The organism is Streptomyces sp. NPDC102274, assembly GCF_044766385.1.
Lineage (GTDB): Bacteria > Actinomycetota > Actinomycetes > Streptomycetales > Streptomycetaceae > Streptomyces.
Genome location: NZ_JBIWLW010000012.1, coordinates 129,582 through 143,374 on the forward strand (window position 1 = coordinate 129,582; position 13,793 = coordinate 143,374).

Consider the following 13,793-nt stretch of genomic DNA (forward strand, 5'->3'; position numbering starts at 1 on the left):
ACCCGTCTCATCGGCTGTGGCTCAGTGGTCCGGTGCCCGGTCCACATAGGTGAGCCCCTTGCGCGCCAGCCTGTCGCGCATGTCGTGGACATCGAGGCCGAGTTCACCGGCCGTGTACCGCGCGCGGGAGACGGCTTCCTTCTCCTCGCGGGCGCGGGAAGCCTCCAGCACCTGGGCCGCGCGGAGCCGGGGTACGACCACCACACCGTCGTCGTCGGCCACGATCACATCGCCGGCTTCGACGCGCTGACCCGCGCAGACGACGGGGGTGTTGACATCGCCCAGGGTCTCCTTGACGGTGCCGTACGCGCAGATATGGCGCGCCCATACCGGGAAGCCCATCTTCTGCAGCTCGGCCACGTCACGGCAGCCGGCGTCGATGACCACGCCGCGGACTCCACGGGCGGCGACGGCGGTGGCGAGGAGTTCGCCGAAGTAGCCCGCCTCGGAGGGCGAGGTGGGGGCGACCACAAGGATGTCCCCCTCCCCGCACTGTTCCACCGCGACATGCAGCATCCAGTTGTCCGCGGGCGGCACACTCACCGTCACCGCGGTGCCCGCGATGTGCGCGCCGCGGTAGACCGGCCGCAGTGCGGGCGAGAGAAGTCCGGTACGGCCTTGGGCCTCGTGCACGGTGGCGACACCGTACGCGCCGAATCCGTCGGCGGTCGCCCGGTCCGTACGGAGGGGATCGCGCACCACGACGCTCATATCGCCGCCTCCGCCCAGGGCAGCAGGGACACATGGACGACGTCCTCGCCGTAATCCCCGCCGACGGTCCGGATGGCGCGGTCGGTGTCGCCGAGGCCGAAGCTGTGGGTACTCAGCTTCTCCAGCGGGAAGCGTCCCGAGGCGAGCTGCTCCAGGGCGAGTTCGCAGGAGCGGAAGCTGTGGCCGCGGGCGCTCAGGACGCTGATGGACTTCTCGGTGATCTTCTTCAGCGGGAAGTCGGGGAAGGCGGCCAGCTCGCCCTGGACCACCATCGTGCCCTCGCGGCGCTTGAGCACCTCGACACCGAGCAGGACGGGAGCGGTGCCGGCGCCCGCGGTGCAGTCCAGCACCACATCGACACCCCGGCGGCCGGTGATCTCCCGCACCCGGGCGACCGCGTCCTCGCGCCGTACGTCGATGACATGGTCGGCGCCGAGTTCCTTGGCGAGGGCCAGCCGGGCGGTGTCCCGGGTGGTGCCGGTGACGATGATCAGGGAGGCGCCCGCCTGCTTGCAGGCAACGATCTGGGAGAGGCCCTGCTGTCCCGGGCCCTGGATGAGCACCGTCGAGGCATAACCGACGCCCGCGGTGACCAGGGCCCACTCGATGCCGTTCGACAAGGGGGTGACCAGGCCGGCGAGTTCGGGGGAGACACCGTCCGGCACGCGGTGGATCACCGCGTTCCAGGGCAGGTACAGATACTGCGAGAAGCCGCCCCAGAGGTGGTACGGATTGTTCGCCGAGGTGTAGCCGTAGCGCCGGGCGTCCGGGTTGGTGCGCCAGTCGGTGGCCTCACAGTGGCGGTATTCGCCCTGGTGGCACCACTCGCAGCGGAAGCATCCGACATAGTGCTCGACGAAGACACGGTCGCCCTCGGCGAGTCCCCTGCGCTCCATGAAGGTACGGCCGGCGCGGGCGATGACCCCGACATTCTCGTGTCCCATGATCACCGGGTCGGCAAACGGCGGCTTCGCGTACATCTTCACGTCCGTGCCGCAGATTCCGGCGACCTCGACCTTGAGCAGCGCTCCGTCGTCCGGAATATCCGGCATCGGGAACTCGCGCAGCTCGGTCGTTCCCGGCGCGGTCCTGACCGCCGCCAGCACCTGCTCCGCCATGGCTTCTCCTCACCCTCGGGGGCTGTCGGGCCGCCACACTACTCTATGGACTGATGGACTGACCATGGTACCTTTCGGGCGTCAGCCTGCCGGCGGGCCGTCGGCGGACCGCCACGAGAGACACGAGAGAGCCGAGCAGACACCATGGCCGCACCTCAGCTCAGGACCGTGACCCGCACCCAGGGCAACAACGAAGCACTCAAGACCGGCGAGGTGGTTCCGCGGGGCTTCCGCTTCGACTTCGAGGAAGTGCCCGTACTCGTCGACGCCTTCCGGCGCATGGTCCGGGGGCTGGAGTTCGACATCAGCGAGATGGCGCTGACCACCTATCTGGTGGCCAAGGCGCACGGCGTACGGTTCACGGCGCTGCCGGTGTTCCTGGTACGCGGCTTCCACCATGGCGCGATCCTGCGCGACCCGGCGTCGGACATCCGGGTCCCCAGGGATCTGGAGGGCCGCCGGGTCGGTGTGCAGCGCGGCTATACGGTCACCACCGGCGTCTGGGCACGGGCGGTGCTGCGCGACGAGTACGGGGTGGATCCCGGCCGCGTGCGGTGGGTGCTGTCCGGCGACGAGCATGTGAGCGCGTACCGGCCGCCGGAGAATGTCGAACCCATGGCTGGGCAGCGCTCCCTGGCGGAGCGGGTGCTCGACGGCGAACTCGCCGCGGTGATCGGCGCGGTCTCCGGCCCGGACGCGGAGCGGCTGACACCGCTGATCCCGCACCCCGAGGAGGCGGGCTTCACGGCCCTGCGCGAGCGCGGGTTCTACCCCGTCAACCATCTCGTGGTGGTACGGGACGAGCTGCTGGCCGAGCGACCGGAGCTGGGCGCGGAGGTCTTCGACGCCTTCGCCAGGGCGAAACAGCTGTACACCGACCGGCTGCGCGAGGGGGTTCCGGCGAGGCGTGACGCGGCGGACCTGATGTACGGGCGGGTCATGGAGACGACCGGCGCCGATCCGCTCCCGTACGGCATCGGGCCGAACCGGGCGGTGCTGGAGACGCTGATACGGCACGCGGTCGACCAGCGGATCCTCGACCGGGCGCCGGTGCTCGAAGAGCTCTTCGCCGAGAGCACGCTCGGTCTGGAGGCCTGAGGACCCGCACGGTCCTGGGGCGTGTCTTCAAAGTCCCGCCTGCCCGGCGCTCGGGCGGACGGCGCCACTTTGAAGACACGCCCCAGCGGGCCTCGGACCCGTACTGTCCGCGGCCCGTATCCATCTCTGAAGCCGCACTCGCCACTGGAGGAGAGACCATGCACATCGTCATCGCCGCGGACCACAACGGCGTGGTACTCAAAGGCCATCTGGCGGTATGGCTGGCGGCGCGAGGCCACACCGTCGACGACCGCGGCGCCTACGGGGACGCCGAGGAGTTGGTGGACTATCCGCCGCTCTGCGCCGATGTCTGCTGGCAGGTCACCGATGGTCCCGCGGACCGCGGGATCGTCCTGGGCGGCAGCGGGCTGGGCGAGACCATCGCCTGCAACAAGTTCCCCGGGGTACGGGCCGGCCTCTGCCACGATCTGTGGAGCACCAGGATCTCGCGCGGCAACAACGACTCCAATGTCCTGGTGCTGGCCGCGAAGGTGGTGACACCGGGGGCCGCCGAGGAGATCGTGGCCGCGTGGCTGGACACACCGTTCAAGGGCGGGGTGCACCGACGGCGGCTCGACCAGATCGCGGCGATCGAACGCGGCGGCGGGGCACGGGCGCTCCGCGACAGCGGACCGCGCTAAGACCGCAGGCCGCGCCCCGTGAGGCGTCCGGGGCGCGGCCTGCCGTAACCCTTCGGGGCGCTACTCCCCTACCCCGTCCAGGAATTCGAGCACTCTGGCCGACGCGCTGCGCTCCGTCTGCTCGGTCACGGGGACGCCCCAGTACTCCGCCAGCGGAAGGCATTCCTGGAGGTAGCGGGCCGCGGACGGCGCGTGCGAGTCGTCCTGGCCGGGCACCACGAGCGCCGGGACATCGAGGGTCAGCAGGTCCTCGGGTTCGGGGCCCGGCACCGTATCGCGGTCGAAGAGCAGCCGTGCCATACCGCTGACCGTCACCTGGTACCGGTCGGCGTCCGTCCGCGCGTACCGCTCGGCGAACTCGTCGTCCCGGCGGATGACGCGCGCCCAGGGGCCCACCCGGGGATCGGCGGTGAAGCCCGCGTCGGTGCTCCGCGCCAGATCCACCACCCCGGCCGGGCCGTGCTCCTCGGCATGGGCGAGGTGCCGCAGGAAGCGGGCGTGCTGTTTCAGCCGGTACTTGGCCCCGCCCGCGGGCGAGTAGAGCACCATGCTCAGCACCCGGTCGGGGCGGGCCACGGCGAGCGCCGCCGCGGTCGAGCAGCCGACGCAGCCACCCATCAGATGCGCCCGGCCGATTCCCAGGTGGTCGAGGAGGCCCACGCCCTGGGCGGCGTAGTCGGCCCAGGAGATCCGCTCCAGCCTGCCTCCGGACCGGCCGGACTCACGGCGGTCGAAGGTGATGCAGGTGTACCGCTCGGTGAGATGGGCGAGGAGGCGCAGCCGCCGGTAGATGCCGACCTCGCGCCAGCCTTCGAGCGAGGAGTCGAAGCCGCCCGGGGAGAACATCAGCAGCGGCGGGCCGTCGCCGGCCACCTCGTATCGGGTGGGAATCCCGTCGATAACGGCGGTGGGCATGGCGCGGTTCCTCTCTTGTCGGCCAGGCGGTATCCGATAAACAGCGTCGCCCGCCCGGGGGGCCGGGCGGGATGTGTCGGACAAGGCCCAGGGTGTGTTTCAGAAGTAGCGTCGTCCACCCGCGGGGCGGGCACCGCGGCGGCCGGTGCGTTCGACAACGCGGCGAGTGTGCGCGCCGGGTGTCGCGGTGCGGACGGGACGTCCGAAACACGCCCTGGGCGGCTGGCGCTCAGTCCGTGGCAGGGGGTGGTACGGGGATGCCTCCGGCGATCTGCCGCACGGCCCGGACATCCCCGGCGTAGGCCGTGATCGCGTCGAGCGTGACCTGGGCGACGTTCGCATAGGTGTCGGGCGGGTCGTCGAGGGCCGAGGCGGCATAGCCGATGGCCGCGTTGACCATGCGCATCCGGCCGTCGAGCCAGGGCCCGCCGCCGAATCCGCCCACGACCGGGACGGAGACCGCCTCGGCGACGGCGGCTCCGACGACCGGGCCCGAGTTGGTGAAGTTCAGCAGCGCGGCGCCCGCCTCCTCCAGCCGTCTGGCCTCGGCGACCAGCGCGTCCTTCATCGCCTCGGGCACCTGGTCGGCGGCGGAGGGGATCGCGCGGTACTCGACGCCGTACCGCAGAGCGGTCTGCGGGGTGATGCCGAACTGCGCGCACACCGGGATGCCCGCGCGGGTGATGGCCGTGACCGCCTCGGGGAAGTCCGAGGCGCCGTCGAGTTTGACCATGTCGGCGCCGGCCTCCTTGACGAACCGGATCGCCGCGCGCACCGCGCTGTCGGTGCCCTCCTGGAGGGGGCCGAACGGGAAGTCCGCGCTGACCAGAGCGCGGCGCACCCCGCGCCGTACCGCCCGGGTCACCACGAGCATCTCGTCCATGGTGACCTCGAAGGGGTTCGACTGCCCCCAGAGATTCACCCCGACCGTGTCGCCGACCGAGACGAGGTCGACCCCGGCCCGGTCCACGATCCGTGCCATCTGGTAATCCCAGGCCACCACGCCGACGATCTTGCGGCCGTCCTCCTTCATCCGCTGAAGCGTGCGCGGAGTGATCCTCTCGGTCATGATGCTGTCGGTCATGGTGGGCTCGTCTTCCCGGTTGTCTGGAGGAAGGCCGCGCAAGGCCTGGGGCGTGTTCAGAAGTAGTGTCATCCGCCCCAAGGGCGGGCCCGGCGCCTGCCCTTGGGGCGGCAGCGAGATGTTGCCGCGGTGTGTGCGATCGCAGGACGGAGGATCCCCCCGGTACCGGATGTACAGGCCTCCCCAGTACTGGATGTACTGGGGAGACCCGACAACGCGGCGAGCGTGCGTGCCGGACAACGCCGGGCAGGCGGGACTCCGAGGACACGCCCTAGGGCGTGTCTGATAAATAGCGCCGTCCGCCCGGAGGGCGGGGCTCACGGCGTCTGGTGCGTGCGATCGCAAGGCGGAGGGTCGTCCTCGTAGCGGAGCTACGTGGACGGGCCCGACAACGCAGCGAGCGCGCGTGCCAGACGCCGTGAGCCAGGAGGGATTTGTCAGACACGCCCTAGACCCTGAGGGCCGTGAGCAGTTCGAACACATCGCTCTCGTCGGCGGACAGCAGCAGCACCCGGGCGTACGGGCGGAGCGCGGCGATGGCGTCACCGGCCTCGAAGCCGTCGCCGAGCACCACCCCCGCGGTCGTGATGCCGTTCCTGCCGCAGTGCCGCCCGATCGCGGCGGCCGTGGCCCAGCCGCCGTCCTCGGTGGCGAGGACGACCACCACATCGGTGTCCGTCAGCACCCGTTCGAGCGGTGCGGGCGGACCGTCGAGCTCGCGCAGCAGCACGGCGCCGCCGGACGCGTCCACGCCTCCCGGGCTCCGGTTCGCGTAGAAGCGCGCGTTGTTCCACGCCCGGCCGGCCAGCCGGTGCGCGACGCCTTCGGCCCGCTCGTCCAGGGCGATGATCCGCGCGGCCCTGGCCGGCGCGATGCGCGTCCGGATCCGGAACCGCGACTCGCCGGGCGCGGTCGCCCGCGCGCATTCGCTGAGATACGCCGTCGGCACCGGCATGTCAGACCGACGACTGGGGTACGCCGGGCACCGACTTGACCGCCTCGCGGCACGAGTCGAGGAACGACTCGGCCTGCGGCAGGACCACCGCGGCCGACCGCACCCTGTGGTGCGCGGGATCCACCCCGGGCGGGGTCACTCCCTCGTCCCGCAGGGCTGTCACGGCCTTGCGGAGCTTCTGCCGGGCCTTGATGATCCCGCTGTCGGCGGGTACGAGACGCTCCCGGGTACGGTCCACGATCGGCCCCATGCTCTCCTGGAGGGAGGCGTCCTGCATGGCGATGCCCGCGACCCCCGAGTAGGTGTCGCCGCGCTTCTGGGCCTCACGGTCGATCAGATAGTCGTTGTCCATATTGGCCTCGGGCCTGAAGGTGCCCGGGATGTTCTTGCTGTGGACACCGTGCCCGTCGATCATCGCCTGGCGCTCCGCGTCCGTGAGCGCGCGGACCGGGTGGTAGTCGAACGAGTAGGCCCAGCAGTTCTCGTCGTCGATCGGCACCCAGAAGTGGCCGTGGATGGGGTGGTCGCCGCGCGGTGGCACCATGGTGAAGTTGGGCATCACCCAGGGCGTGATCCGCCAGTAGTAGGTGCCCTCCTCCGCGTTGCGCCGGGCGCCCACGAAGAGCCCGCCGTCGCTGTCGGCGACCTCGAAGAACGGCTTGGTGTCGTTCATGTTGTACTCGTTGCCCTTGGCGCCCCGGAACAGCGGGTCGGTCTTCAGCCCGCCGGAGTGCAGGAAGGTGACATGGCTGGAGTCGATGCCCCCCTCGAACGCCTGGAGCCAGTTGCACTGTTGCGAGCGCTTGGAGGTGTAGGTCTGCTCCGGCGGCACCAGGGCGAACTCGAACTCCGGGAGAGCGGGCCGGGTGGCCGCGTCCCCCATATGGGTCCACAGCACATCGCCGATCTTCACGAGCGGATACGCGGTGAGCTGCACGTTCTGGCAGAAGCTGCTGTTGTCGGCCTCCGAGGGCACCTCGACGCACTGTCCGGTGACGTCGTACTTCCAGCCGTGGTACGGGCAGCGCAGTCCGGATCCCTCGTTGCGGCCGAACCACAGCGAGGCGCCGCGGTGTGCGCAGAATTCGTCGACCAGGCCGTATCGTCCCTCGCTGTCACGGAAGGCGATCATGCGCTCCGAGAGGAGCTTGACGCGTACGGGCGGGGAGTCGTTCTCCGGAAGCTCCTCGGCCAGCAGCGCGGGGATCCAGTACTGCCGGAACAACTCCCCCATGGGGGTTCCGGGACCGGTCTGCGTCAGCAGCTCGTTGATGTCTTGTCTTAGCACAGCCGTTTCCCTTTCAGGTACTGACCTCGGGTACTGAGCGCTCAGGGCTGCTCGGGCGGAATGTCGACGGTCAGCCCGTCCAGCTCCGGAGTGACACGGATCTGACAGGAGAGGCGACTGGTGCTCCTGCGGTCGGACACACCCATGTCGAGCAGGTCGTCCTCCATGTCACCGGGCGGGCCGACGAGCGGCGCGAACTCCTCCCGTACCCAGACATGGCAGGTGGCGCAGGAGCAGTTGCCCCCGCACTCCGCCACGATTCCCGGGACGCCGTTCTTGACCGCGGCCGCCATCACCGAATCCCCCGCCGTCGCGTCGACGGTGTGCGAGGAACCGGCACTGCCGACGAAGATCACCTTGGGCAAGGTCCTACTTCCTCTCAGGGCTGGTCTCTGGGCTGGTCTTTTCCGAAGCGACGGACGCGGCACCGAGCCATCCATCCCGCCCTTGGTCCGACCATTAGACCAGATTGCTGAGAGGTGAACAAGGAGGTGGCGCGACCACCGTCGCGCGTGCTCACAATCGGGCCCATGCACACGCTGATCCTGCTCCGCCACGGCGAGAGCGAGTGGAACTCCAGAAACCTCTTCACCGGCTGGGTCGATGTGGATCTGACCTCGCACGGCGAGGAACAGGCACGTCACGCTGGCCGGCTGCTCCGTACCGCCGGACTGCTCCCGGACGTCGCGCACACCTCCGTACTGCGGCGTTCGGTACACACCGGCACCCTCGCACTGGCCGCGCTCGGCCGCCCCGAGGTGCCGCTCACCCGGAGCCCGCGGCTCAACGAACGGCATTACGGCGCGCTTCAGGGCAAGGACAAGAGCGCGGTGCTGCGGGAGTACGGCGAGGAGAGGTTCCGGCTCTGGCGTCGATCGTACGAGGTGGCTCCGCCACCGCTCGACCCCGACGACGAGCCGGGACTCGCGGGCGCCGGCGAGGAGCGGGCGCCACGCACCGAGTCCCTCGCCGATGTCAGCGCCCGGCTGCTCCCCCACTGGCGCGAGGTCATCGCACCCGACCTGCGCGCCGGGCGGACCGTCCTGGTCGTGGCGCACAGCAACTCGCTCCGCGCCCTCGCCGCGCATCTCGACGGGCTGGACCGCGACGAGCTGATGGAGCTGAACATCCCCACCGGCATCCCGCTGCTCTACACCCTCGACGAGCGGCTCACGCCGGTTGCCCGCGGGGGCCGCTATCTCGATCCGGTGACCGCCGCCGAGGCCGCCCGCGCGGTGGCCCGGGAGGGGCACCGGAGCACGCCGGCGACCGGTCGTACCGGCTCCTGAGCCTCTGCGAGCCTTCGCGGGCAAGACCCCTGACCTGTCGTACCCAAGGCTCTGACCTGCGCGCTCGGATCCCGTACGACTCGTTGACACCAAAAAAGCAGTGGCCTTATGGTTCTACCAATCCAGATGCTCGTGGCAGAGAAGCCGACCAGGAAAGGCCGTGGTATGGCCCAGGACGCAATCGTCGACGACAAACTGGCGGCAAAGTTCGCCACCGAAAAAGACTCCCCCTATACGCGCTGGGTCGCCGCGGAGGGGCTGGACATCATCGCCGCCCACTACGTGCCCGACCTGCGTACGGTCGAACTGAAGCCGTGGGAGCGGCGCGGTGGCCGGGGTGTGTTCATCAACCACGAGGCCACCCGCACCTCGAACGACTGTTATGTCTGCGAGATCCCCGCGGGCGGCCAACTGGCGCCCCAGCGGCAGCTCTTCGAAGAGATGATCCTCGTCCTCGACGGGCAGGGCTCGACAACGGTGTGGAACGACGCCGGTGCCGAGGTCACCTTCGAATGGCAGGCCGGATCGATCTTCGCCATCCCGCTCAACACCCGTCACCAGCACTTCAACGGCTCCGGGCTGAAGACCGCGCGCTTCGTCTCCTCGACGAACATGCCTCCGGTCATCAATCTCTACGACGATGTGGACTTCGTCTTCGGCACCGCGCACGACTTCCCGGACCGCTTCAACGGCGAGCCCGACTACTTCTCCCCCAGGGGCGAGCAGAAGGGCCTGCTGCTGGACACCAACTTCGTCGCCGACGCCGTCAGCCTGCCGCTGATCGAGGCGAAGGAGCGCGGCGCGGGCGGCGGTCATATCCGCTTCGCGATGGCCAAGGGGTCGATGAACAGCCATATCTCGCAGTTCCCGACGGCCACCTACAAGAAGGGGCACCGGCACGGTCCCGGCGCCCATGTGATCATTCTGTCGGGCGAGGGCTACAGCCTGATGTGGCCGGAGGGCGAGGAGCCGCGGCGCTACGAATGGGGCCCCGGCTCGCTGATCGTGCCGCCGAACATGTGGTTCCACCAGCACTTCAACACCGGCCCCGAGCCGGGCCGCTATCTCGCCTTCAAGCACGAGGTGGTCTCCATCCGCAACGCGCAGGGGGTGCCGAAGGCCTGGATCAGCCGGCGGGTCGGCGGCGACCAGATCGACTACGCCGACGAGTCGCAGCTGGTACGGGAGACCTTCCGCGAGGCTCTGGCCAAGCACGGCATGGAGCCGCGGATGGACGAGGTGTACGCGGCGGAACTGCCCACCCTCGCGCCCCTGCCGGAGGGCACGGTCACCGGCTGAGGTCCGGCTTCCCCCCGGGTGTGCGGCCCGGCCTCCCCGGGGGCCGCACGCTCTCGTACGGGCGCGGACTCGGCCGCCCGAGCCGCGCCGCGATCACGACGAGGAGCGTCATCGTGAGCCATGCCGGGCCGCACAACACAGACCATCCCGACCAGCACAGCCACCACACCCACCATCACAACGAACACACCGCGGCACACGCGCATACGCATGACGACGAGGAGCCCGGCGCGCTGGAGGACAACCCGATCTGGCAGCAGGACAATGTCTCGCTGAACAGCGTCGGGATGGACATCGGGTCCTCCGGCACCCAGGTTGTCTTCTCCCGGCTGCTGCTGCGGCGTATCGGCGAGGACCTGACCAGCCGGTACATCGTCGTGCGCAGGGAGACCGTCTACCGCTCCCCCGTCGTCCTCACCCCGTACGCGAGCGCCGAGCGCATCGACGCCGAGGCGCTGGGCTCGGTCATCGACCGGGCGTACCGGGACGCGGCCGTGGATCCCGCCGCGGTCGACACCGGTGTGGTGATCCTCACCGGGGAGGCGCTGCGCCGCCGCAACGCCGAGGCCATCGCGGGTGTGCTCGCCGAGCGCGGCGGCGATCTGGTCACCGCGACCGCGGGGCACACTATGGAGGCCATGCTCGCGGCCTACGGTTCGGGCGCGGCGAAGGTCTCGTACGACACCGGGCAGCGCATCCTCAATATCGATATCGGCGGCGGCACGACCAAGCTGGCGGTGCTCGACCGGGGCGAGGTGGTGTCGACCGCCGCCGTGCACATCGGCGGGCGGCTCCAGGTCATGGACGACGCGGGCCGGATCGTACGGCTCGATCCGGCCGGCCGGCGTCACGCGGCGCGGGCGGGGTTCGACTGGGAGCCGGGCGATCTCGCACACCCCGCGGAGGCCGGGCGGGTCGCGGAGGCCATGGCGGACGCGCTGGTCGCGGCCGTCACCGGCGATCCTCCGCCGCCGGAGGTCGCGGAGCTGCTCCTGACGGCGCCGCTCCTGATGCCCGGCCCCATCGACGGGGTGATGTTCTCGGGCGGGGTCGCCGAGTATGTGTACGGGCGGCAGAACGAGGGGTTCGGGGATCTCGGGCTGCCGCTCGGCCGGGCGGTGCGCCGCCGGGTCGACTCCGGCGCGCTGCCCTTCCCGCTGCTGCCCGCGGGCGAGTGCATCCGCGCGACCGCGCTGGGCGCCTCGGAGTACAGCGTCCAGCTCAGCGGGAACACCGGCTTCGTCTCCGACCCGGGCGCCCTCCTGCCCCGCCGTGATCTGCGGGTCGTACGTCCGGTCCTCGCGCTCGGGAAGAGCGTCGACGCGGATGCGGTCGAGGCCGCCGTGCGCCACCGTCTGACCGCCGTCGACGAGGTGGCGGCCGATGCGGAAGTAGCGGTCGCCCTGTCGTGGAGCGGGCCGCCGAGCCATCAGCGACTGCTGGCCTTCGCCCGGGGTCTGCGGGACGCGCTCGCCGAGCGCACCGCACGGGGCAGAGCCGTGCTCATCGTCCTCGACGGCGATGTCGCCCTGACCCTCGGCAGACTGCTCCGGGACGAACTCGGGGTCACCGGACCGCTCCTGGTCATCGACGGTCTGCGGCTGCGGGACTTCGACCACATCGACATCGGACGCGTCCGCCATCCCTCCAACACCGTGCCCGTCACCATCAAGTCCCTGGTCTTCGGCGAGGATCCCCGCGTCTGACCCCGGTACCGCCGGGACGTGTTTCAGAAGTACGTCCGGCTCATGACGCCCGGCACGCACGCTCGCCGCGTTGCCGGCGACGTCCACGTACGTCCGAGCCGTCAACGAAGCCGATCGTCCGCCGTGCGATCGCGCCCGCCATCCGCAGGACAGCTCCATCTGCCGAGACGGAGCGAGCGAAGCGACCGCAGTGCACCGCGGTGACAACAGCCGCTCCGCGGGGCGGCCCCGAGCCCCGCCCCGCGGGCGGACGACGCCACTTCCAGAACACGCCCCGGGCCGCGTTCTCCGGTACCCCGACGGCTTGCCAGAGACCTGACGAGATGTCCGAAACGTATCTGGTCAATCTCCCGATAATCCGTTGGTAACAATGGGATAACACCGTCGTCGCATGGTTAGACCATAAGACCGAACTTGGTGTTTCATGCAGGGACCCAAGCGGCAACGCTCGGATATCTCAACCGCACGAACAGCCCGCTGCCCGGTCCCCTCCCTTAACGCCCGCGCTTCACTCGCCTGCCGATGAGGGCCCGCGACCGGCTTCGCCCAGGAGTGTGCGATGCGACATGGTGTTCTTACGGTCGGCCTTGTGGCCGCCGGATTGATCCTCACGGGTTGCGGTTCCTCCCCCACGTCCCAGTCCCCCGGCGGCCGGGCCGCCACCACCGACCCCTACGCCCCCTACGCCTCACTGACCGGACAGGCGCGGACGGACAAGCTGCTCGCCGACGTGAAGAAGGACGGCGCCCAGCTCGACCTCTACACCTCGAACACCGATATCCAGGATCTCGTCGACGGCTTCAAGAAGGCCTACCCGGAGATCAAGGTCAACGCGTTCCGGGCCAACTCCGAGACGGTTCTCCAGCGGATATCACAGGAGAACCAGGCCAATAAGCCGCAGAACGACGTCGTCGACACCAATGACCTCGAACTTCGCGCACTGGACTCGCAGGGCCTGCTCACGCCGTACAACGGTCCCTCCGTGGCCGGCCTCCGGGACGCCGCGAAGGGGCTCGGCGGCTGGACCGCTGAGCGCTTCAACGCGTTCGTCATCGGCTGGAACACCAACCTGGTCCAGAAGGGCCAGGAGCCGAAGAACTTCGCCGACCTGGCCGATCCCCGCTGGAAAGGCAGGCTGTCCGTCGAGATCGGCGACTGGGACTGGTACGCGTCGATGCACACGTACGTCACCGAAGAGCAGGGAATGAGCCAATCCGATGCGGACGACCTCTTCAAAAGGATCGCCGCCAATGTCAAGGTGATCAAGGGCCACACGGTGCAGGGCGAACTGCTCAGTGCGGGACAGTTCGCCGTCGCCCTGTCCGTATACAGCCACACCGTCGACAAGGCCGCCGCGAAGGGCGCGCCCGTGGCATGGCGACCCGTGGTGGAACCAGTGATCCTGCGACCCAATGGAGTCGGCCTCATGTCCCACCCCCGGCACCCCGCCGCAGCGCTGCTGTGGACCGACTGGGTTCTCGGCGACGGGCAGAAGGCGATCGCCGAGTCCCTGCGTATCCCGGCCGCAAAGTCCGTACCGGGGTTCAAGGACCCCATTCCGGCCGGCACCACCACCTACAGCCTCTCGAAGTCCGCCGAGACGGACGGCACCCGGTGGAGCGCCGACTACGACGCGCTGCTGCGCGGCGTACCCAAGGCCGGCTGACCCACTCACCGTTTGCACCTCTT

13 protein-coding genes are annotated in these 13,793 nt (G+C 69.8%); 6 read left to right on the forward strand and 7 right to left on the reverse strand.

Annotated features, from left to right (window positions below; translation table 11 throughout):
- Positions 1-21: 21 nt before the first annotated feature.
- Both ACIRQP_RS18760 and ACIRQP_RS18765 read right to left on the reverse strand, forming a co-directional pair.
- Positions 22-711: a 4-carboxy-4-hydroxy-2-oxoadipate aldolase/oxaloacetate decarboxylase gene (locus tag ACIRQP_RS18760; RefSeq protein WP_403890959.1), complete on the reverse strand. Its 690-nt coding sequence runs from the start codon at positions 709-711 to the stop codon at positions 22-24.
- Positions 708-1,829 carry a zinc-binding dehydrogenase gene (locus tag ACIRQP_RS18765; RefSeq protein WP_403890962.1) on the reverse strand — a complete coding sequence of 374 codons (1,122 nt, stop codon included), beginning with the start codon at positions 1,827-1,829 and terminating at the stop codon, positions 708-710. Before ACIRQP_RS18765 ends, ACIRQP_RS18760 begins: the two co-directional genes overlap by 4 nt.
- A gap of 144 nt (positions 1,830-1,973) precedes the next feature.
- On the opposite strand from ACIRQP_RS18765, the gene ACIRQP_RS18770 reads away from it, so the two are divergent.
- Together ACIRQP_RS18770 and ACIRQP_RS18775 are read left to right on the forward strand one after the other, a co-directional pair.
- Positions 1,974-2,927, forward strand: a complete 954-nt coding sequence (locus ACIRQP_RS18770) for an ABC transporter substrate-binding protein (RefSeq protein ID WP_403890964.1) — start codon at positions 1,974-1,976, stop codon at positions 2,925-2,927.
- Positions 2,928-3,085: 158 nt separating this feature from the next.
- On the forward strand, positions 3,086-3,568 hold the full coding sequence (locus tag ACIRQP_RS18775) for an RpiB/LacA/LacB family sugar-phosphate isomerase (protein ID WP_403890966.1): 483 nt from the start codon (positions 3,086-3,088) through the stop codon (positions 3,566-3,568).
- Positions 3,569-3,628: 60 nt separating this feature from the next.
- On the opposite strand, the gene ACIRQP_RS18780 is transcribed toward ACIRQP_RS18775, so the two are convergent.
- The 5 genes from ACIRQP_RS18780 to ACIRQP_RS18800 all read right to left on the reverse strand — a co-directional run bounded on the left by ACIRQP_RS18780 (position 3,629) and on the right by ACIRQP_RS18800 (position 8,175).
- Positions 3,629-4,483 (reverse strand): alpha/beta fold hydrolase, encoded by an 855-nt coding sequence (locus ACIRQP_RS18780; RefSeq protein ID WP_403890969.1) that lies wholly within the window; start codon positions 4,481-4,483, stop codon positions 3,629-3,631.
- A 229-nt stretch (positions 4,484-4,712) separates the two neighbouring features.
- Positions 4,713-5,567: a 3-methyl-2-oxobutanoate hydroxymethyltransferase gene (locus ACIRQP_RS18785; RefSeq protein ID WP_403890972.1), complete on the reverse strand. Its 855-nt coding sequence runs from the start codon at positions 5,565-5,567 to the stop codon at positions 4,713-4,715.
- A 448-nt stretch (positions 5,568-6,015) separates the two neighbouring features.
- The gene (locus ACIRQP_RS18790; protein WP_403890975.1) at positions 6,016-6,522 is read right to left on the reverse strand and encodes a 3-methyl-2-oxobutanoate hydroxymethyltransferase; all 507 of its coding nucleotides are present in this window, start codon (positions 6,520-6,522) and stop codon (positions 6,016-6,018) included.
- A gap of 1 nt (position 6,523) precedes the next feature.
- Positions 6,524-7,810: a Rieske 2Fe-2S domain-containing protein gene (locus ACIRQP_RS18795; protein ID WP_403890978.1), complete on the reverse strand. Its 1,287-nt coding sequence runs from the start codon at positions 7,808-7,810 to the stop codon at positions 6,524-6,526.
- Between the two features lie 41 nt (positions 7,811-7,851).
- The gene (locus tag ACIRQP_RS18800) at positions 7,852-8,175 is read right to left on the reverse strand and encodes a 2Fe-2S iron-sulfur cluster-binding protein (RefSeq protein ID WP_403890980.1); all 324 of its coding nucleotides are present in this window, start codon (positions 8,173-8,175) and stop codon (positions 7,852-7,854) included.
- 165 nt (positions 8,176-8,340) lie between these two features.
- Between ACIRQP_RS18800 and ACIRQP_RS18805 the strand changes: the two genes are divergently transcribed.
- From ACIRQP_RS18805 to ACIRQP_RS18820, 4 genes are all read left to right on the forward strand, one after another.
- Positions 8,341-9,099: a 2,3-diphosphoglycerate-dependent phosphoglycerate mutase gene (locus tag ACIRQP_RS18805; protein ID WP_403890985.1), complete on the forward strand. Its 759-nt coding sequence runs from the start codon at positions 8,341-8,343 to the stop codon at positions 9,097-9,099.
- A 165-nt stretch (positions 9,100-9,264) separates the two neighbouring features.
- Positions 9,265-10,398 (forward strand): ethanolamine ammonia lyase-activating protein, encoded by a 1,134-nt coding sequence (locus ACIRQP_RS18810; RefSeq protein WP_403890988.1) that lies wholly within the window; start codon positions 9,265-9,267, stop codon positions 10,396-10,398.
- Positions 10,399-10,511: 113 nt separating this feature from the next.
- A complete protein-coding gene (locus ACIRQP_RS18815) occupies positions 10,512-12,104 on the forward strand; it encodes an ethanolamine ammonia-lyase reactivating factor EutA (RefSeq protein ID WP_403890990.1) in 1,593 nt (530 codons plus the stop codon).
- Positions 12,105-12,693: 589 nt separating this feature from the next.
- The gene (locus ACIRQP_RS18820; protein ID WP_403890993.1) at positions 12,694-13,770 is read left to right on the forward strand and encodes an ABC transporter substrate-binding protein; all 1,077 of its coding nucleotides are present in this window, start codon (positions 12,694-12,696) and stop codon (positions 13,768-13,770) included.
- The last annotated feature ends 23 nt before the right edge of the window (positions 13,771-13,793 follow it).